Origin of the sequence: Curtobacterium sp. VKM Ac-2865, from assembly GCF_015350905.1 — a bacterium.
In the GTDB taxonomy this organism is placed as follows: Bacteria; Actinomycetota; Actinomycetes; order Actinomycetales; family Microbacteriaceae; genus Curtobacterium.
In genome coordinates, this window is the sequence record NZ_JADKRZ010000002.1 from 174,837 (window position 1) to 194,860 (window position 20,024).

The 20,024-nt window shown below is 71.7% G+C and carries 16 protein-coding genes and 1 pseudogene; 3 read left to right on the forward strand and 14 right to left on the reverse strand.

What is annotated here, in order from left to right; translation table 11 throughout:
* Positions 1 to 43: 43 nt before the first annotated feature.
* The 3 genes from ITJ54_RS05880 to ITJ54_RS05890 form a co-directional block, all read right to left on the reverse strand.
* Entirely contained in the window at positions 44 to 811 is a 768-nt protein-coding gene (locus ITJ54_RS05880) for an SDR family NAD(P)-dependent oxidoreductase (RefSeq protein WP_194626520.1), read from the reverse strand.
* Between the two features lie 183 nt (positions 812 to 994).
* Positions 995 to 3,511 (reverse strand): glycoside hydrolase family 65 protein, encoded by a 2,517-nt coding sequence (locus tag ITJ54_RS05885; protein WP_194626522.1) that lies wholly within the window; start codon positions 3,509 to 3,511, stop codon positions 995 to 997.
* A gap of 66 nt (positions 3,512 to 3,577) precedes the next feature.
* A complete protein-coding gene (locus tag ITJ54_RS05890; RefSeq protein ID WP_194626525.1) occupies positions 3,578 to 4,372 on the reverse strand; it encodes an HAD family hydrolase in 795 nt (264 codons plus the stop codon).
* Between ITJ54_RS05890 and ITJ54_RS05895 the strand changes: the two are divergent.
* Positions 4,371 to 5,768 (forward strand): annotated as a pseudogene (locus tag ITJ54_RS05895) (APC family permease). The gene ITJ54_RS05890 and the pseudogene ITJ54_RS05895 sit on opposite strands and share 2 nt — an antisense overlap.
* Here ITJ54_RS05895 and ITJ54_RS05900 read toward each other — a convergent pair.
* The 5 genes from ITJ54_RS05900 to hxlB form a co-directional block, all read right to left on the reverse strand.
* Positions 5,725 to 6,486: an alpha/beta hydrolase gene (locus ITJ54_RS05900; RefSeq protein WP_194626526.1), complete on the reverse strand. Its 762-nt coding sequence runs from the start codon at positions 6,484 to 6,486 to the stop codon at positions 5,725 to 5,727. The pseudogene ITJ54_RS05895 and the gene ITJ54_RS05900 sit on opposite strands and share 44 nt — an antisense overlap.
* Entirely contained in the window at positions 6,483 to 7,442 is a 960-nt protein-coding gene (locus ITJ54_RS05905) for a GNAT family N-acetyltransferase (protein WP_194626528.1), read from the reverse strand. Before ITJ54_RS05905 ends, ITJ54_RS05900 begins: the two co-directional genes overlap by 4 nt.
* A gap of 231 nt (positions 7,443 to 7,673) precedes the next feature.
* Complete coding sequence (locus tag ITJ54_RS05910) at positions 7,674 to 8,159, reverse strand: helix-turn-helix transcriptional regulator (RefSeq protein WP_194626531.1); 486 nt, start codon at positions 8,157 to 8,159, stop codon at positions 7,674 to 7,676.
* A 466-nt stretch (positions 8,160 to 8,625) separates the two neighbouring features.
* Positions 8,626 to 9,252: a 3-hexulose-6-phosphate synthase gene (gene hxlA, locus ITJ54_RS05915; RefSeq protein WP_071276907.1), complete on the reverse strand. Its 627-nt coding sequence runs from the start codon at positions 9,250 to 9,252 to the stop codon at positions 8,626 to 8,628.
* 19 nt (positions 9,253 to 9,271) lie between these two features.
* On the reverse strand, positions 9,272 to 9,844 hold the full coding sequence (hxlB, locus tag ITJ54_RS05920) for a 6-phospho-3-hexuloisomerase (protein ID WP_194626533.1): 573 nt from the start codon (positions 9,842 to 9,844) through the stop codon (positions 9,272 to 9,274).
* 113 nt (positions 9,845 to 9,957) lie between these two features.
* Between hxlB and ITJ54_RS05925 the strand changes: the two genes are divergently transcribed.
* A complete protein-coding gene (locus ITJ54_RS05925; RefSeq protein ID WP_194626535.1) occupies positions 9,958 to 10,809 on the forward strand; it encodes a LuxR C-terminal-related transcriptional regulator in 852 nt (283 codons plus the stop codon).
* Here ITJ54_RS05925 and ITJ54_RS05930 read toward each other — a convergent pair.
* The 6 genes from ITJ54_RS05930 to ITJ54_RS05955 form a co-directional block, all read right to left on the reverse strand.
* Complete coding sequence (locus ITJ54_RS05930; protein WP_194626537.1) at positions 10,799 to 11,476, reverse strand: response regulator; 678 nt, start codon at positions 11,474 to 11,476, stop codon at positions 10,799 to 10,801. The genes ITJ54_RS05925 and ITJ54_RS05930 overlap by 11 nt on opposite strands.
* Positions 11,473 to 13,965 (reverse strand): ATP-binding protein, encoded by a 2,493-nt coding sequence (locus tag ITJ54_RS05935; protein ID WP_194626538.1) that lies wholly within the window; start codon positions 13,963 to 13,965, stop codon positions 11,473 to 11,475. The genes ITJ54_RS05930 and ITJ54_RS05935 overlap by 4 nt, the downstream gene beginning before the upstream one ends.
* A gap of 174 nt (positions 13,966 to 14,139) precedes the next feature.
* Positions 14,140 to 14,742, reverse strand: a complete 603-nt coding sequence (gene kdpC / locus ITJ54_RS05940) for a potassium-transporting ATPase subunit KdpC (protein ID WP_194626541.1) — start codon at positions 14,740 to 14,742, stop codon at positions 14,140 to 14,142.
* 5 nt (positions 14,743 to 14,747) lie between these two features.
* Positions 14,748 to 16,889 carry a potassium-transporting ATPase subunit KdpB gene (kdpB, locus tag ITJ54_RS05945; protein WP_194626543.1) on the reverse strand — a complete coding sequence of 714 codons (2,142 nt, stop codon included), beginning with the start codon at positions 16,887 to 16,889 and terminating at the stop codon, positions 14,748 to 14,750.
* Positions 16,886 to 18,574 (reverse strand): potassium-transporting ATPase subunit KdpA, encoded by a 1,689-nt coding sequence (gene kdpA, locus ITJ54_RS05950; protein WP_194626545.1) that lies wholly within the window; start codon positions 18,572 to 18,574, stop codon positions 16,886 to 16,888. The genes kdpB and kdpA overlap by 4 nt, the downstream gene beginning before the upstream one ends.
* Positions 18,574 to 18,663, reverse strand: a complete 90-nt coding sequence (locus ITJ54_RS05955; protein ID WP_071276921.1) for a potassium-transporting ATPase subunit F — start codon at positions 18,661 to 18,663, stop codon at positions 18,574 to 18,576. The genes kdpA and ITJ54_RS05955 overlap by 1 nt, the downstream gene beginning before the upstream one ends.
* Positions 18,664 to 19,034: 371 nt before the next feature.
* On the opposite strand from ITJ54_RS05955, the gene ITJ54_RS05960 reads away from it, so the two are divergent.
* Positions 19,035 to 20,021, forward strand: a complete 987-nt coding sequence (locus ITJ54_RS05960) for an Abi family protein (protein WP_194626547.1) — start codon at positions 19,035 to 19,037, stop codon at positions 20,019 to 20,021.
* Positions 20,022 to 20,024 lie beyond the last annotated feature (3 nt).

The following is a 20,024-nucleotide window of genomic DNA, read 5'->3' on the forward strand; positions in this document are numbered from 1 at the left end:
ACAACTCCCGTAGGGATCTCGCCGACAGCGCGGTTCGCCGCGGTCAGGACTGCGCGGGCTGCCCGTTGCTCGCCATGGTGCCGCCGTCCACGGGCAGGATCGCTCCCGTGATGAACGACGCCTCGTCGCTGGCCAGGAAGAGCACCGCCGCGGCGACCTCCTCCGCACGACCACCACGCCCGAGAGCGATGCGCTCGGCGAACTCCTGCTTGAGGGCCTCGTCCTCGGCCTGCTCCTGGGTCATGTCCGTCCAGATGAGTCCAGGCGCGACCGCGTTCACCCGGACCCCGGCGTGGCCGTTGTCGAGCGCGGCGGCCTTCGTGAAGTTCGACACCCCGCCCTTCGCCGCGTTGTAGGGGCTCATGCGCCAGTCCGCGCCCTCGCCGGACACGGACGAGGTGTTCACGATCGACCCCTTCGTCTCACGGAGGAACGGCAGCGCCGCCCGGGTGCCGTAGAACACGCTCGACAGGTCGGTCTCGATCACGCGGCGCCACTCGTCCGTGGAGATGTCGGTGACGTCGCCGGACGTGAAGGTGCCCGCGTTGTTCACGAGCACGTCGACCCGGTCCCAGCGGTCGATCGCCGCGGCGACGACGGTCTCCCAGTCCTCCGGCGAGGCGACGTCAGCGCGCAGCACGACGACGCGGTCCGTCGGCAGGTCGTCGCCGACCGCCCGGACCTTCTCACCGACGCTGTCCACGAGGACCACCGAGGCCCCCTCGTCGACGAACGCCCTCGCAGTGGCCGCACCGATGCCGGAACCGGCCCCCGTCACGATCGCGACCTTGCCCTCGAACCGCTTGCCCATGGTGGATCCTCTCGTTGCACGTCCGTGCCCGGGAGAGACGCCATCGGCCCGATGGGCACAGCAGACCACCGTGCCCGCACCGGCCTGGACACGCGGCCAGGCGAGCGGACTGCCGGGGCCGCGCCGGGCCTCCAGGCCGGTCCGAGCCGCGCACCGTGGTACGCGACCCGGTCCGGAGAGCCGCTACGCGGTGCTGTCGTCCGAGTCCACTTCGCGTTCGAGCGAGATGGTCGGGATCGACGCCGTGATCACCGAACCGTCGGCGCGGAGCGTGCCCTGGATGTCGCTCGTCGTCGGGGCGTGTCCGGACATCCGCGGCCCGTGGTGCGGGATCGGCACGACGGTCGGGGCGCCGGCCTCGATGTCGTACGGCTGGTTGTGCACCCAGGCCGTGAAGCCGGACCCGGTCTCGACCGTGAACGTCATGCGCTCCTGCTCCAGGTCGACGCGCACGCGTGAGCCGTGCACCGTCAGGCGGTAGGTCAGGCGCTCCCACGACTCGGGCAACCGCGGGTTGAACGACATCTTGCCGCCGTGGTCGCGCATGCCGCCGAAGCCGTTGACGAGCCCGCCCCAGATGCCGCCGGTCGACGCGATGTGCACGCCGTCGGTGGTGTTGCCGTGCAGGTCGGCCAGGTCGACGTAGAGCGCGGTGTGGAAGTACTGCTCGGCGAGCTCGTGGTAGCCGACCTCGGCCGCCATGATCGACTGCACGACGGCGGACAGGGTCGAGTCACCGGTGGTGAGGGCGTCGTAGTAGTCGAAGTCGCGGCGCTTCTCCGCCGGGGTGAACTCGTGGCCCTGCAGGAACAGCGCCAGCACGACGTCGGCCTGCTTGAGCACCTGGAACCGGTAGATCACGAGCGGGTGGTAGTGCAGCAGCAGCGGACGCTTGGACTCAGGGGTCCGCTCGAGGTCCCAGAGTTCCTTGTCGAGGAACTGGGCGTCCTGCGGGTGGATGCCACGGTGCGGGTCGAACGGGATCTCCATCGACTCGGCGGCGTGCTCCCAGTCGACGATCTCGGACTCGTCGAGCCCGGTGCGTCGGACCATGCGGGCGTACTCGCCCGGGTCGTCGACGCTGAGCTGCCGGCACGCGTTGACCGCGAACCACAGGTTCGCCCGGGCCATCACGTTCGTGTACATGTTGTCGTCGACGACGGTCGTGTACTCGTCCGGACCGGTGACGCCGTCGATGTGGAACTTCTGGTCGCCGTTGGAGCGCCAGAAGCCGAGGTCCTCCCACAGGCGAGCGGTCTCGACGAGGATGTCGATCGCACCGCGCTTCAGGAACTCGGTGTCGCCGGAGGCCCGGACGTACTGCATCAGCGCGTGGGCGATGTCCGCGTCGATGTGGTACTGCGCGGTGCCGGCGGCGTAGTACGCGCTGGACTCCTCGCCGTTGATCGTGCGCCACGGGAACAGGGCGCCGTGCTGGTTCAGCTCGCGGGCGCGGGCACGCGCGGAGTCGAGCATGTTGTAGCGGAACCGCAGCGCGTTGCGCGCGACGATCGGTGCCGTGTAGCTGAGGAACGGGAGGACGTAGATCTCCATGTCCCAGAAGTAGTGCCCGCCGTAGCCGGAGCCGGTGACGCCCTTGGCGGCGATGCCGTGGCCGTCGGTGCGGGCGGTCGCCTGCGCGAGCATGTAGAGGTTCCAGCGGACGGCCTGCTGGATCTCCGGCTGCCCGGCGATCTCCACGTCGCTGCGTGCCCAGTAGTCGTCCATCCACGTGCGCTGCTTGGCGAAGGTCTCCTCCACCGTCTCGGCGTGGGCGCGGTCGAGCGTGCGGTCGCAGCGATCGGCGAGTTCGCGCGCCGGCACCCCGCGCGAGGTGTGGTAGACGATGTTCTTGGTCAGGCGGATGGGCTGGCCGGCCTTCGCCTGCACCCGGTAGACGTGCTTGGCGAGGTCGTCCTCGATCGAGGAGGACTCGTCCCAGGCGTTCTCGGTCTCGATCCGGTGCTCGACCCCGACGCAGATCGTCATGCCCGAGCTCTTGGCCTGGTACCCGAGCAGGGAGCGGGTCGCCGTGTTCCGCTTGAGCCGCGGTTCGAGGACGCGCTCGCTGAACGTCTCGGCCTTGCGCGGGTCGAACGCGGACGCCGTCGCGGCCGCTCGCATGCCGGCGTGGTACTCGTCGACGACGTCCTGCCGGTTGAGGATCTGGCTGGACAGCAGGATCGAGGCGTCGTGGTCGAGCATCGTGACCTCGTAGTCGACGACCGCGAGGTGGCGGTCCGTGAACGACACGAGACGGCGCGACCGGATGAGGACCCGCTTGCCGGACGGCGTCGACCACTCGGTCTCACGCAGCAGGTACCCCCCGCGGAAGTCGAGTCGGCGCGTGTGGCGCAGGATGTCGGCCTCGGCGAGGACGAGGGGTTCGTCGTCCACGTACAGCCGGATCACCTTGGCGTCCGGCGCGTTGATGATCGTCTGGCCGGTCTTGGCGAACCCGAAGGCGTCCTCGGCGTGCCGGATCGGCCAGGTCTCGTGGAAGCCGTTGATGTACGAGCCGTACTGCACGCCGCCGCGGCCCTCGTCGAGGTTCCCGCGCAGCCCCAGGTAGCCGTTGCCGACCGCGAAGTTCGTCTCCGCGACGCCCTGCTGGTCCGGGGTGTACTCGGTCTCGACGAGCGCCCACTCGTCGACCGGGTACCGGACGCGGTCGAGGGGGTCCGAGGTGATGGGGTTCATGCTGCTCCGTGGGAGACGAGGTGGTCAGGGACGGCCTGGAGGCGCGGATCGCGCCGGGTGGTCCGCCTACGTCGTCGGGACGGCCGGCTCGGCCGGCTCGGCCGGCCCGGCAGGCTCGGGCAGCTCGGCGATGAGGTCGGCGAGGTCCGTCACGACGACGTCCGCACCGTTCTGCCGCAGGGCGTCGGCGCCCGCGCCGCGGTCGACGCCGACGACCAGGCCGAAGGAGCCGTTCCGGCCGGCGGCCACCCCGCTCGTGGCGTCCTCGACCACGACGCACTCGGCGGCAGTCAGGCCGAAGCGGCTGGCGGCGTCGAGGTAGGTGTCCGGGGCGGGCTTGCCGGCCAGGCCGTCCTCCCGCGCGACCAGGCCGTCGATGACGACCGGGAAGCGCTCGAGGATGCCGGCGGTCCGGAGCACCGACTTGGCGTTGGCGGAGCTCGACACCACCGCGACGGACAGACCGGCGTCGATGGCAGCGACGAGGAAGCGCAGCGATCCCGGGTATGGCTCCACACCGTGCTCGGTCAGCTCGGCGGTGAACTCCGCGTTCTTCCGGTTGCCGAGCCCGCAGACGGTGTCCTGGTCGGGGGCGTCGTCCGGGGTGCCCTGCGGCAGCTCGATGCCACGGGCGTCGAGCAGCGAGCGGACGCCGTCGTAGCGCGGCTTGCCGTCGATGTACGCGAAGTAGTCCTGCTCCGTGTACGGCGCGACGCCGTGCGCGGCGAGGTACGGCGTGAACAGGCGGCTCCAGGCGCGCATGTGCACGTCGGCCGTTGGCGTGAGGACGCCGTCGAGGTCGAAGAGGAGCGCCCGCGCATCGGCGAGGCGCACGGGGGCGGACCGGTCTGACGACGTCATGGACACACCTTCCAGGGAGTCGTGTCGAACGAGTGGTGCGCCCGAGTCTAGGACCGCTCCACGACCCACGCTGCACTCCGCACCACCCCTGTGGAGAGAGTTCACCGACGGTGGAGGACGTGTCCGTGACTGTGAGGACGCGCAGAGGACGACCGGTTCGCTCGTCGTGACGAAGGGCACGCTCTCGAAGGACGTCGGCGGGGCGCTCTGGGCACCGCTCCTGCTGGCGCTGCTGCTCACGCTGCTGACGGCGGGGTCGTACGCGGAGCTCGTGACGAAGTACCCGAAGGCCGGTGGCGCCGCGATCTTCGCCGAGCGCGCCTACAAGGTGCCGATGGTGTCATTCCTCGTGGGCTTCTGCATGCTCGCCGCCGGGGTCACGAGTGCCGCGGGTCTGTCGCTCGCCTTCGCCGGGGACTACCTGGGTACGTTCGTCGACCTGCCGCCGGTGCCGACCGCCATCGTGTTCCTGGCGCTCGTCGCCTGCCTGAACGCCCGCGGGATCTCGGACTCGCTGAAGAGCAACGTCGTCATGACGGTCATCGAGGTCTCCGGCCTGGTGATCGTCATCGTCGCGGTCGCCGTCATGCTGGGCGGCTGAGGCGGTGACGTCTCGCGCATCGGGGAGTTCCCGTCCGAAACGAACCCGGCGCTCGCCACGCTGAGCGCCGCGATCGTCGCCTACTACTCGTTCGTCGGCTTCGAGACCTCCGCCAACGTCGCGGAGGAGGTCCGCGAGCCCCGCAAGGTCTACCCGAGGGCCCTGTTCGGCGCCCTCGCCACCGCCGGCGTCGTCTACGTGCTCGTCGGCCTGGCGAGTGCCATCGCCCTGCCCTCCTCGGAGCTGCAGAAGTCGTCCGGCCCGCTGCTCCAGGTCGTCGCGGCCACGGGCGTGCCGATCCCGGACTGGGTCTTCAGCCTCATCGCCCTCGTCGCCGTCGCGAACGGCGCACTCCTGACGATGATCATGGCGAGCCGTGTGACCTACGGCATGGCCGAGCAGCGCCTGCTGCCGACCGTGCTCGGCAGGGTCCTGCCGAACCGGAAGACGCCCTGGACGGCCATCGTCGCGACGACCGTCGTGGCGATGCTGCTGACGCTCGTCGGCGACGTCGGCACCCTCGCCGAGACCGTCGTGCTGCTGCTGCTCTTCGTGTTCATCAGCACCAACGTCGCCGTGCTCGTCTTGCGCCGCGACCGCGTGGAGCACGACCACTTCCGGGTGTGGACCTTCGTCCCCGTGCTCGGCGTCGCGTCCTGCGTGCTGCTCCTCACCCAGCAGAGCGGGCAGGTGTGGCTGTACGCGGCGATGCTGCTCGCGGTCGGCGTCGTGCTGTACCTCGTTGCGCGCCTCAGTGGAGGCCGGACGCGCGGAGGCCCTCGACCCACCGCGTGACGGCGGTGGCGATCTCGTCGCGGGCCTGGGCGAGCGGGATCGTCGCGGTGCCGTCGCCCGGCTGGGCGCCGTACGCGCCGAAGTCCGCGTGGTTGGCGCCCTGCACTTCGGTCATCGTGGCGCTCGCCGGCAGTCGGTCGCGGGCAGCGTCGACCTTGGCCGGCGTCGAGAGCCCGTCGCGGGACCCGGAGATGCTCAGGACGTCGAGGTCCGACCCGGACAGGTCGTTCGCGCAGTAGCTGCCGAACAGCAGCAGGCCGGCGACCTCGGGGCCGTCCGCGAGCTGGCATGCCCGGACACCACCGAGGGAGTGTCCGCCGACGGCCCAGGTGTGGACGGTCGGCACGTGGGCCTCGAACGTGGCGAGCGGTCGCGGGTCGAAGAAGGCCAGGTTGAGCGTCGGCTTCGTGATGACGACCGTGGTGCCGGCGGCGACGACCTGCCGGAACGAGGCCATGTAGGCGTACGCGTCGACCTTCGCACCGGGGATGAACACCACGCCGACGCCGTTCGCGCCGCTGGTCGGGGTCATCACCACGGCGTCACCGGCGTCCCGGACGGCGACGCGGTCGTCGCGCCAGACCTGCAGCGCGGCGGGGCGGGTGCCCTGCATGACGATGTTCGCCCACACGAGGAAGACCACGACGAGGACGAGCACCACGGCGACGACCCAGGCGGCCCATCGGCGGACTCGGTGTGGTCGGTGTGCTCGGCTCATCCTGCGTCCTCGGTCCGGTGTGCGGTGATCGTGAAGGGCCCGTCGTCCGAGGCCGCCCGGACGACGACGTCGTCCCACCCGGCGGACACGACGTCGGCGGCGAGTGCGTCGTCGGTCCGCTGCACCGTCACCGCGAGCACCCCGCCCGGACGGACGGCCACGAGGGCACGGCGGAGCACCCCGCGGAGCTCCGCCCGCCGCACGTGGCGGAGCAGCCCGGTCGCGAACACGGCGTCGAACGGTCCGCCGAAGACCCCGGTCCGGACGTCGAGCACCCGCGCACCGTGGCCGTCGGCGCGGAGCTCGTCGACGAAGGACCTGGCCCCGTCGGTGCGCTCGACACGGAACCCGGCGGCCTCGAGGGCCAGGGCGTCCCGCCCGGCACCCGAGCCGAGTTCGAGCACGTGGGAACCCGGGTGGACCAGCTCGGTCAGCACGTCGACCAGCCTGGAGGCGCGTGGGGCCTCCGACAGGCCCGCCAGCGCCCGGCGCATCACCGCCTCGTGCCGCCCGTCGGGCAGGGCGTCACCGGCCACGGCGGACTCCGTGAAACCGAGCCGTGCGTACGTCCGTCGGGCACGGGCGTTGTCGGGCATCACCGCGAGCTCGAGCACGTCGGCCCCGGTCTCGACGGCCCATCGGGCAACGGCGTCGATGAGGGCGTCCGCGACACCGCGGCCACGCGCGGCGGGGTCGACCCACATCGAGATCAGTTCGGCGCGGTCGCCCTCCCCGGAGACCCCGCTGGCCATGCCGACGGCGTGCTCACCGTCGTACGCGACCAGGTCGAGCGCACCCGGGATCGACAACCGGGTACGCCAGCGGCTCTCTGGCGCATCTGCCCAGTCGACGAGCCGCGAGCCGAAGGCCTCGGGGGCGTCCGCGAGCGCCGCCAGCCGCACCGGCCGCCACTGCTGCCAGTCGTCGGCGGTCATGGCCCGCAGCACGATCGTCACGCTCCGACGCTAGCGCTCCCCGCCTAGGACCGGCAGGACGCCGCACTTCCGATCGCGCGGTGACGGATCCGGTCGTCAACCCTCGCATCCGGCGAACCAGATCCGTCACCGCTCGTTGCGAAGATGCCCGGGGTCACGGAGCCGTGGAGCGCCGGGCCGACGGCGACGCTGCGGGGAGGGCGAGCCTCCCGTCCGCACGCTGCTCGCAGCCCGTGGACCGCGGAACGGCCGTCAGGCCCGCAGGCGCGACGAGGACAACGGGTACCGCCGATCCAGCCACGGGTCGAGCACGACCATCATCAGGAAGCGGGACAGCAGCGTCCCGCCGGCCCAGTACGCCGGGATGACGAAGACGAGCAGCCCGGGGACCGCGCGCGCGGACAGGGCACCGATCACCGCGAAGGTCACGAGGAGTCCGACACCGAGGTAGAGGTACCGCCATCCGCGTGTGTACGAGTCCCGCCGGGCCTGCTCCGCCAGCGTGCGTTCGTCGAGCCCGCGGACCCCGACGTCGACCTGCTCAGCGGGGTCCGCGGTGAAGAGCTCACGGACGGGGACGCCGAGTGCCCGCGCGATCTGGGAGACGGTCTCGAGGCTGCCGTCCGCACCGCTCTCGAGTCGTTGCACAGTCCGTGCGGTGACACCGCTCTCCTCGGCCAGGCGTTCCTGGGTCCATCCCCGGTGCCGTCGTAGTTCCGCGATCCGCATGTCGTTCATGTCGGCAACCCTAGGGAGCAGGCGGCGCGACGCACCACGACAGGGACCCGACACCTGCCCGACACGGACTCGACAGGACCCCGACAGCAACATGACGACTGCCCGACACGACGACGGTACGGGCGGCCACTGCTGCCAGTCGCCGGCGGTCACGGCCCGCAGCGTGATCGTCACGCTCCGACGCCAGCGCTCCCCGCCCAGCACCGGCAGGACGCCGCACTTCCGATTGCGCGGTGACGGATCCGGTCGGCAACCCCCGCGTCCGGCGAACCAGATCCGTCAGACGCCATCGCGAACATGCCCGCTCCCCAGCCGCCGGGGGCCGGGTACCGGCGCCGGAGCCTCGGAGCGCCGGTCCGACGGCCACGCTGCAGAGGAGGGCGAGCCTCCCGTGCGCCGGCACGACGACGGCCCGACGTCCCCGGCCTGCAGCCGGGGCCCGTCGGGCCGATCGTGGTGGGGTGGGTCAGGCCGTGATGGCCGCGCGGATCTCCGCGGCGGCGGCACCGACGTCCGACGCGCTGTAGATCGCGCTGCCGGCGACGGCCACGCGTGCGCCGGCCTCCTGCACGGAGGCGACGGACGAGGCGTTCACGCCACCGGCGACCGAGAACGGCACGCCGGACTCCTTGCCGGCGTCGAGGAGCTTCGAGAAGGTGAAGCCCTCCTCTGCCTGCTCGTCGAGACCGGCGTGCATCTCGACGAACTCGGCGCCCATCTCGGTGACCTCGCGGGCCCGGGCGGCCTTGTCGGAGACGCCGATCAGGTCGACGACGATGCCCTTGCCGTGGGCCTTGGCGGCCTTGACGGCACCGGCGATGGTGCTGTCGCCGGCGACACCGAGCACGGTGACCAGGTCGGCGCCGGCAGAGAAGGCGATGTCGGCCTCGAGCTCGCCGGCGTCCATCGTCTTGAGGTCCGCGAACACGATCTTGTCCGGGTGGGCTTCCTTGATCGCGGTGACGGCGGAGAGGCCGGCGGCCTTGATCAGCGGCGTGCCGAGCTCGATGATGTCGACGTGCGGCGCGGCCGCGGCGGCGAGCTCGAGGGCCTTCTCGGTGGTCAGGGTGTCCATGGCGAACTGGAGCTGCATGAGTGTGCCTTTCAGTGGTTCATTCGATGTTGGCGTGACGGGGCCAGAGGTCGTCGGCGGACTGCCCGCCCCTGACCCACAGGGTGTGGAAGAGCGCGTCGCCGAGCAGGGCGACACCCTGCTCGAACAGACCGCCGGCGTACTGCGCGGACGCGGTGCCGGAACGGTCGGTCTTGGTGGCGGCGGGGAGCACGAGCGTGACCGCGGCCAGCTCGGCGAGGGGCGACTCCGCCGTGGTGGAGACCGCGATGACCGACGCCCCGACCTCGACGGCCTTCTCGCCCGCTGCGACGATCCCCGAGGTGGTGCCAGAACCGCTCGCGACCAGGAGCACGTCGCCCGGTCGGATCGCCGGGGTCGTGACCTCGCCGACGACGTGCACGTCGAGCCCGAGGTGCATCAGCCGCATGGCGGTCATCCGGAGCGCGAGCCCGGACCGCCCGGCACCGTGGACGAAGACACGGTCGGCGCCCTCGACCAGGTCGACGGCCTGCGCGAAGGGCGCGGGGTCGGCCGATCGGAGTGCCGCGGCCAGGTCGTCGAGCTCGCGGACGACCAGGTCGAGCGCGTCGGGGACGGTCGGTTGTGCCATGCGACCCACACTGGCCCTCCGCCCCTGGACGGACCGCTACCCGACACGGCGGGGGACCCACCCGATCGGGTAGCCCCACCCACACGGATGGGAGACCCGCGTAGGTTCGGTGCGTGGACGACACAGCAGACACCGCCCTGGAGGCCCGGGTCGACCCCGGCGGACGGCTGGCAGCCGCGGAGCACGCCAGGACCGTCGCCGAGCAGGCCGACCGCCACGCGCTCACGCTGGAGTCGGTGCTCGCGGTGCTCCGGTCGTCGCGGGTCGGCGACGCCGCGGCTCGGGCCGAGGCCGTCGAGATCGCCTCGGCCGCCCTCGTCGAGCTGCGCACCGCGACCGACCTACAGCGCGGCGCACTGCTCGAACCGGTGGCCGGGGCGTTCTCGCGGCTCCGTGCCGACCTCCGTCCGCTCGTGCGCTTCGGCGACCTCGACGTGCAGTTCGTCGAGCCGCCGGCCACCGGTCGCGCCCTGCCCGGCGACGTCGCGCACGCGGCCAGGGCGATCGTGCGGACGGCGGTCCTCGCGCTCGCCGACGAGGGACGGGCGCAGCGGGTCCGCATCCAGTGGGACTGCGACGGCCGGAACCTGCTCATGCAGCTCCGCGACGACGGCGCCGGCACGCTCGACACCCACGACGACGCGATGCGGCCGATCGCCGAACGGGTCGCGGCCCTGGACGGACGACTCCGGGTGGACTCGACGCCCGCGTGGGGTTCCGTCCTCGACATCTCGCTCCCCCTCGACCCGCCGGCCGGGCAGGTCGACGTGGCCGACGACGCCGACCTGACCCCGCGGGAGCGCGACGTGCTCCGGCTCGTCGTGACCGGCGTCGGCAACCGGGAGATCGCCGACGGGCTCGGCATCAGCGTCAACACGGTGAAGTACCACGTGGCGAACCTGCTCCGGAAGCACGGCGCCCGCACCCGCGCCGAACTCGCCGCCGCGGCCGGCCTCAGGGCGTGAAGCGGTAGCCCATGCCCGACTCGGTGACCAGGTACCGCGGGTGTGCGGGGTCTGGCTCGAGCTTCCGCCGCAGCTGCGCCATGTAGAGCCGCAGGTAGCCGGAGTCGTTGCCGTGCGTCGGGCCCCAGACCTCGGTCAGGAGCATCTCGCGAGTCATCAGCCGGTCGGGGTTCGTGACCAGGACCTCGAGCAGCCGCCACTCGGTCGGGGTCAGGCGGATCGCGGGCCCCTCGGTGGACGTGACCTGCTTCGCGACGAGGTCCACGAGCAGCGGGCCGATCGCGATCGACGGGGTCTCCTCGGACGCGACGACCCGCCGCCGACCGAGTGCCCGGAGCCGTGCGAGCAGCTCGTCCATCTGGAACGGCTTCGTCACGTAGTCGTCCGCGCCGGCGTCGAGCGCGTCGACCTTGTCCGCCGAGTCCGTCCGCCCCGACAGCACCAGCACGGGCACCTGCGTCCACGCACGGAGGCCCTGTAGCACGCCGATGCCGTCGAGCCTGGGCATCCCGAGGTCGAGCATCACGATGTCCGGGCGCTCGGTGATCACCGCGTCGATGGCGGCGCGGCCGTCCCGGGCGGTGACGACGTCGTACCCGCGGGCGGACAGCGTCACGCCGAGCGCCCGGACGAGCTGCGGGTCGTCGTCCGCGATCAGGACCTTCATCGGGCTTCCACTCCCAGGTGTCCGGCGATCGGCAGCCGCACCACCATGGTCAGTCCGCCGCCGGGGGTGTCGTCGACCTCGATGGTGCCGCCCATCCCCTCGGTGAAGCCCCGCGCCAGTGCCAGTCCGAGCCCCAGCCCGGTGTCGTTGTCGGTGTCGCCGAGCCGCTGGAAGGGCTGGAACACGTCGTTCCGCTGCACCTCGGGGATGCCCGGCCCGTGGTCCGTGACGCGGAGCTCGACCCCGCCGCCGAAGGCACTCGCCGCCACCCGGACGCTCGTGCCCTCGGGGCTGTAGCGGACGGCGTTCGCGAGCAGGTTCACGATGACGCGCTGCAGCAGCACGGGGTCGGCCAGCACCTGGGGCAGGTCCACCGGCAGGTCGAGGTCGACGTCGTCCGGCCCGAGCTCCAGCTCGTCGAGGGCCGGCGCCACCACGGTCTCGAGCGGCAGCGGCACGGGTGTGACCGCGAGCACCCCCGCCTGCACGCGCGAGACGTCGAGCAGGTCGCCCAACAGCACCGCGAGCTGACCGAGGCTCTCGTCGGCGGTGGCGAGCAGGGCCTCCCGGTCGGTCTCGGACAGACGGATGTCGCTGGCACGGAGGGTCTGCACGGCGGCCGAGGCGGCCGCGATCGGCCGCCGCACGTCGTGGCCGACGGCCGCGAGGATGGCGCTCCGCACCCGGTCCGCCGCCGCGATCCGCTCGGCGTCCACCGCGGTGCGGGTGAGCGCGCGGTGCTCCAGGGCGGCGTCGATCTGCTGCTCCACGACCCGCAGCAGTCGGCGCTGGGTCGGGTCGTCGGGTGCGCCGGCGAACTCCAGGACCGCTCCGGACGGGAGGCTCGTGGTGGCGTCCGGTGCGTCGTCGAACGCCCCGGACGTGGCCGGCACCGCGTCCCCCTGCCGGACGCGTAGCCCGGTGAAGCCGAAGGCCTCGCGGGTGCGGTCGACGAGGGCCTGCAGGGCGTCGTCGCCGCGCAGGACGCTGCCGGCGATCCCGACCAGGAGCCCGGACTCCGCCGCGGCCCGACGAGCCGTGCGGGAGCGGCGCGCGGACCGGTCGACCACGAAGCTGACGAGCACGGCGCTGATGACGTACATCACCAGGGCGACGAGGTGCCACGGCTGCTGCACGGTGACCTGGTGCAGCGGTTGGACGAAGAAGAAGTCGAGGCTGAGCCCCGACAGCACGGCCGCGAACACCGCCGGCAGCATCCCGCCGACCAGGGCCACGACGAGGACGAGCAGCTGGTACGCCAGGACGTCGACCGTGATCGAGTCGGGGTCGTCGGTGAGGCTGAGCGCCCAGGTGAGCAGCGGCCCCGCGACGAGGGCGAGCACGAACGCGGCGACCACGCGGCCCCGGGACAGGCTGCCGCCGAGCTTCGGCAGGGCGATCCCGCCGCCGGCCCGCTCGTGCGTGACGACGTGCACGTCGATGTCGCCGGACTCCTGGATCACCGTGTTGCCGATGCCCGGGCCGGTGACGGCCGCGGTCGCACGGCTCCGACGGCTGATCCCGATGACGATCTGCGTGGCGTCGATCGACCGGGCGAACCGGACGAGCGTCGAGGGCACGTCGTCGCCGACCACCTGGTGGTAGGTCCCGCCGAGCTGTTCGAGCAGTGCCCGCTGCTTGCCGAGCGCGCCGGGGTGACGCTCCCGCAGCCCGTCGTTCGTCGTGACGTGCACGGCCGCGAGCTCCCCGCCGGCCGACCTGGCCGCGATCCGGGCCCCGCGGCGCAGGAGGGTCTCGCCCTCGGGCCCGCCGGTGAGGGCGACGAGCACGCGCTCGCGGGCCTCCCACCGGTGGTCGATGCCGTGTTCGGCGCGGTAGCGCTTGAGCGCGTCGTCGACCTCGTCGGCCAGCCAGAGCAGGGCGATCTCGCGCAGGGCGGTGAGGTTGCCGAGGCGGAAGTAGTTCGACAGCGCGGCGTCGATCCGGGCGGCCGGGTAGACCAGCCCGTCGGACAGCCGCTCGCGGAGGGCTTGCGGCGACAGGTCGACGACCTCGATCTGGTCGGCGGCGCGGACCACGGCGTCCGGGACGGTCTCCCGCTGGACGGTGCCGGTGATCTCGCGCACGACGTCGCCGAGGGACTGCATGTGCTGGATGTTGACCGTCGAGATGACGTCGATCCCCGCGGCGAGCAGGGCCTCGACGTCCTGCCAGCGCTTCTCGTGCGGGCCGCCGGGGGCGTTCGTGTGGGCGAGCTCGTCGACCAGGGCCACGTCGGGCCGGCGTGCGACGACGGCCGCGAGGTCGAGGTCGTCGAGCTCGACGCCACGGTGCTGTTCGGTGCGGCGGGGCACGACCTCGAGCCCGTCGACGAGCGCTGCGGTGGCGGCGCGGCCGTGGGTCTCGACGACGGCGACGACCACGTCACGGCCCTCGGCACGCAGGCGGCGCCCCTCTTCCAGCATCGTGAAGGTCTTGCCGACGCCGGGTGCGGCACCGAGCAGGACCCGCAGCTTCCCTCGCTTCACGTGCTCATCCTCTCGCGTGCTGGTGGTGGCGTGCGGCGCGCCCTGGCGTCGCACCACCGAATCCCGCTCGCGCCGCCGACTTCGGCGGTTCGGGACGACTTCGGTGGTGCGGCGCCGACTGACACCGCGGACGGGCAGGTCGGGTCAGGGCAGGTCGGGTCAGAGCAAGCCGGGTCAGGACAGCTTCGCCAGGGCCAGGTTGAGCTCCAGGACGTTGACCGCGGGGGCGCCGAGGACGCCGAGCTGGCGAGACTCGGTGTGCGCGGCGACCAGGGCGCGGACCCGCGACTCGGACAGCCCGCGGGCCTCGGCCACCCGGGCGACCTGCTGGCGGGCGTACTCGGGGCTGACGTCCGGGTCGAGGCCGGAGCCCGACGCCGTCACCGCGTCCGCGGGCACGTCGGCGGCTGCGACCCCGTCGGCCTTCGCGACCGCGGCGCGACGCTCGTCGATGGCCTTGGTCAGGTCGGGGTTGCTCGGCCCGAGGTTCGAGCCGGACGAGGCGCCGGCGTCGTACCCGTCCTCGCCAGCGGCCGACGGACGGGTCTGGAACCAGCGGTCGGCCTGCTTGCCGCTGACCGCCTGCCCGATGAGCGAGGAGCCGACGACCGTGCCGGAGGCGTCGGTGACCATCGAGCCGTTGGCCTGGTCGTGGAAGGCGACCTGCCCGACGCCGAACACCGCGAGCGGGTAGGCGACGCCGAGCACGACGGTGGCGAGGACGGTGAGGCGGACGGCCACACCGAGCGAACGGACGGAACTACGTGGTGATGCCATGGTTTTCAGAACCCCGGGATGAGACCGACGACGAGGTCGATCAGCTTGATGCCGATGAAGGGGACGATGACGCCGCCGAGCCCGTAGACGAGCAGGTTGCGGCCGAGGATCGACGACGCCGAGGCTGCGCGGTACTTGACGCCACGCAGGGACAGCGGGATGAGCGCCACGATGACGAGCGCGTTGAAGATGATCGCCGACAGGATCGCCGACGCCGGGCTGTGCAGGCCCATGATGTTGAGCGCCGCCAACCCCGGGAACACGGCCTGGAACATCGCCGGGATGATCGCGAAGTACTTCGCGACGTCGTTGGCGATCGAGAACGTGGTCAGTGCCCCGCGGGTGATGAGCAGCTGCTTGCCGATCCGGACGACGTCGATGAGCTTCGTCGGGTCCGAGTCGAGGTCGACCATGTTGCCGGCCTCCTTCGCCGCGGTCGTCCCGGTGTTCATCGCGACGCCGACGTCCGCCTGCGCCAGGGCGGGGGCGTCGTTCGTGCCGTCGCCCGTCATCGCGACGAGGTTGCCGCCCTCCTGCTCCCGGCGGATGAGCGCGAGCTTGTCCTCCGGGGTGGCCTCGGCGAGGTAGTCGTCGACCCCGGCCTCGGCGGCGATCGCCTTCGCGGTGCGGGGGTTGTCGCCGGTGATCATCACCGTGCGGATGCCCATCGACCGCAGCTCGCCGAAGCGCTCCGCCAGGCCGTCCTTCACGACGTCCTTGAGGTGCACGACGCCGAGCAACGTGACCGCGCCCGAGGCCGAGCGGCGACCGACCACGAGCGGGGTGCCGCCCTGGTCGGAGATCTCCGCGACCGTGGCGTCGACCGCGGCCACCAAACCTGCATCGGAGGTGTCAGCCCACGACAGCACAGCGGCCGCGGCGCCCTTGCGCACCGAGGAGCCGTCGGGCAGGTCGACGCCGGACATGCGCGTCTGGGCGGTGAACGGCACCTCGACCCCGCCGTCGGGCAGGGGCGTGGTGATGCCGGCAGCACTCGCCAGGTCCACGATCGACCGACCCTCGGGCGTTCCGTCGGCAGCACTCGACAGCGCGGCGGCCGCCATCAGCTCGGCCTCGGTCACACCGGGCACGGGCACCACGCGGGAGGCCCGGCGGTTGCCGTACGTGATCGTGCCGGTCTTGTCGAGGAGCAGCGTGGTGATGTCACCGGCGGCCTCGACCGCACGGCCCGACATCGCGAGCACGTTGTGCTGCACGAGCCGGTCCATGCCGGCGATGCCGATCGCGGAGAGCAGGGCGCCGATGGTGGTCGGGATGAGGCAGACGAGCAGGGCGATGAGCACCGTGATGCTGACCGTCGCTCCGACCATGCCCGCGATGGGCTGCATCGTCAGGCAGACGATCACGAAGACGATCGACAGCGACGCGAGCAGGATGTTCAGCGCGATCTCGTTCGGCGTCTTCTGCCGGGCAGCGCCTTCCACGAGCCGGATCATCCGGTCGATGAAGGTCTCACCCGGGGTCGAGGTGATGCGCACCACGACGCGGTCCGACAGCACCCGGGTCCCGCCCGTGACGGCGCTGCGGTCACCACCGGACTCGCGGATCACCGGCGCGGACTCGCCCGTGACGGCGGACTCGTCGACCGAGGCGATGCCGTCGATCACGTCGCCGTCACCCGGCACCACCTCCCCGGCGACCACCACGACGACGTCGCCCTTCGCCAGGTCGACGGACGCCACGTCCTCGGTGGTGTTCGCGACGGCTGCCGGGTCGGCGGCCGAGTAGTCGACCACCCGCCGGGCGCTCGTGGTCGAGCGGGTCTTCCGCAGGGTGTCGGCCTGGGCCTTGCCCCGGCCCTCCGCGACGGACTCCGCCAGGTTGGCGAACACGACGGTCAGCCACAGCCAGATCGCGATCGCGATGGTGAAGGAGGACGGGACGGGCGCGGCGGAGTCCGCCGAGCCTCCAGACCGGGTGAAGGGCTCGACGACGGCGGTGACCGTCGTCAGGGCCGCGCCCACCTCCACGATGAACATGACGGGGTTCTTCCACATGAGCCGCGGGTCGAGCTTGCGGAACGCGCCCGGGAGGCCCGCCACCAGTTGACGGGGCCCGAAGGCGGACGAGCGGGTGGCCGGCCGGGAGGCCGTGGTCACCTCCGGTTCGGAGGTTTGGATGGTCATCGAACCAGTCCTTCTGCGAGGGGTCCCAGTGCGAGCACCGGGAAGTACGTGAGTGCGGTGACGATGACGGCGACGCCACCGAGCAGGCCGATGAACAGCGGCCGGTGGGTGGGCAGCGTCCCGACCGTGGCGGGGACCTTGTCCTGCTTGGCCAGCGACCCGGCGAGCGCCAGGACGAAGACCATCGGCACGAAGCGACCGAGCAGCATCGCGACGCCGAGCGCGGAGTTCATCCACGTGGTGTTCGCCGTCAGGCCGCCGAAGGCCGAGCCGTTGTTGTTGCCGGCGCTGGTGAAGGCGTAGAGCAGCTCGGACAGGCCGTGGTTGCCAGGGTTGAAGACCGACGTGCCGAGGACCTGCTCGCGGACGCCGGGGATGACGAGCGAGAGCGCCGTCCCGAGCAGCACCACGGTCGGGGTGACCAGGATGTAGAGCGCGGCGAAGGTCATCTCCTTGGCGCGGATCTTCTTGCCGAGGTACTCCGGCGTGCGGCCGACGAGCAGGCCGCCGATGAAGACCGTGATCACGGCGAGGACGAGCATGCCGTAGAGGCCGGACCCGACGCCGCCGGGGGTGACCTCGCCGAGCATCATGTTCAGCATCGCCATCATCCCGCCGAGCGGGGTGAAGCTGTCGAACATCGCGTTCACGGCACCCGTCGAGGTGGCGGTCGACGTCGTGCCGAACAGCGTGGAACCGAGGATGCCGAAGCGGACCTCCTTGCCCTCCATCGCGGCACCGGCAGCGTGGGTGGCCGTGCCGCCGCCGGCGAGCTCGGCGATCGACATCGCCGACAGGGACACGAGGAAGATCGCGCCCATCACGGCGAGGATCGCGTAGCCCTGGCGGTTGTCCCCGACCATCCGGCCGAAGGCCCGCGGCAGGGAGAACGGGATGACGAGCATGAGGAAGACCTCGAGGAGGTTCGTCCACGCCTGCGGGTTCTCGAACGGGTGTGCCGAGTTCGCGTTGAAGTAGCCGCCGCCGTTCGTCCCGAGGAGCTTGATGGCCTCCTGCGACGCGACGAAGCCGTCCGGGATGTGCTGCGTGCCGCCGGTCAGCGTCGTGACGTCGGTGCCGGCGCCCCAGGACTGGATGACACCGCCCGCGACCAGGACGAGTGCGAACACGAAGGACAGCGGCAGGAGCAGCCGGCCCGTGCCGCGCACGACGTCGACCCACACGTTGCCGAGCGTCCCGGTGTTGCGCCGGGCGAACCCGCGCACCAGGGCGATGGCGACCGCGAGGCCGACCGCTGCCGACAGGAAGTTCTGCACGGCGAGGCCGGCCATCTGCACGGAGTACCCGAGGGTGACCTCCGGCGAGTAGGACTGCCAGTTCGTGTTCGAGACGAACGACGCCGCCGTGTTGAACGCGAGCGACGGGCCCACGCCCGGCAGCCCGAGGTCGCCCGGCAGGACGACCTGGATGCGCTGCAGCAGGTAGACGAGCAGCACGCCGACGACACTGAAGAGCAGCACGCCGCGCAGGTACGCGGGCCAGGACTGCTCGGCGTCGGGCTCGACGCCGATGAGCCGGTAGACGACCCGTTCGACCCGGCCGTGGTGCTTGGACTCGAACACGCGGGCGATCCAGTCGCCGAGCGGCCGGTACGCGACCACGAGCAGCAGCACGAGGACGGCGACCTGGGCGATGCCGGCCCAGGTCTGTGCACCCCCGCCCATCAGAACTGCTCGGGGCGCACGAGCGCCCAGACGAGGTACACGACAGCGGCGATGCCGAGGACGGCGGCGACGACGGTGATGGCGATCACAGTCGCTCCACCCCCTTGGCGATCAGTGTCACGACGCCGAACACGGCGAGGACACCGGCGACGACGAAGACGTCGAACACGTGGGACTCCTGGAGGTCATCGATGCCCACAGCAGACGCCGTGGGCCGCACCGGTTGGGGTGCGTTGACGATGGTGTGCCCGGTGGTGGCGCTGCCGAGCCGTCCTAACGGTTCCCTGACGCCCCGCCGCTCGACGCATGCGCCGCGCTAACACCCCCGTCGCGTCGCGCTCCACAGCGGCTCCGACCTCGTTGCGACGCCGCCGCGCTGGCTGGTACCGTGGAGGCATCACGATCGGCCCGCTCGCCTCACGGCTCGGGCCGATTTTCTCGTCTCCGGGGGGTGGGTGTGGTGGAGTACTCGAAGCCGTGGTTGTCGGTCGACGAGCAGATCGACCAGCTGCACCGCCGTGGTGTCCACGTCCCCGACCGCGCCGCAGCAGCCGCGCTCCTCCGCGAGGTCGGCTACTACCGGCTGACGGGGTACCTCTACCCGTTCCGCGCGTCGATGCGGACGGAGAGCGCAGGGCGAACGGCTGTCACGGTCCTGGACACGTACCGAGCGGGCACGACCTTCGCGGACGCTGCTGCACTGCTGGCCTTCGACCGACAGCTCCGGCTGCTGGTCATCGAGGGCGTCGAGCGGATCGAGGTGGCGACACGCACGCAACTGGCTCACGTCCTGGGACGGTCGTCGCCGTTCGCCCATGAGGACGCGACGACGTTCAACGACTCCTTCACGACACGCGACGGCGACGGTACGAGTGCTCATGAGGAGTGGCTCGACCGTGTCCGGCGGCGTCAGTCAGACTCGGACGAAGCCTTCGTGGCGCACTTCCGCACGAAGTACGACGGCCGGATGCCGATCTGGGCGTTGATCGAGATCCTCGAACTCGGACAGGTCTCTCGTCTGTACGGCGGCCTGCGCAACGACACGGCAACGGAGATCGCCGCGACGTTCGGTGTCCCGACGAAGAAGCTCATGCAGAGCTGGCTCGCGACGATCAACTACGTCCGCAACGTGGCCGCTCACCACGCCCGCCTGTTCAACCGGAAGCTCGTCGTCGCCCCACGCCGGCCCACGGCAGAGCAGGTTCCGCTGCTCGCGCATCTGAGTGCCGAGACGGCACCGAAGCAGTTCGGCGTCTACAGCGCCCTCGCCGTCATGGCGCACGTCCTCGCCACGGTGTCTGCCGACGACGACTGGCCAGAACGGACAGCCGCCCTGCTCCGACAGTTCCCGGAGAGCACGGCCCTCGACCTCGGTTCGATGGGAGCGCTTCCGCATTGGTTGTCAGGTGACCTGTGGGTGCGCGGATCAGGCCGTACACCCCGCTGACCC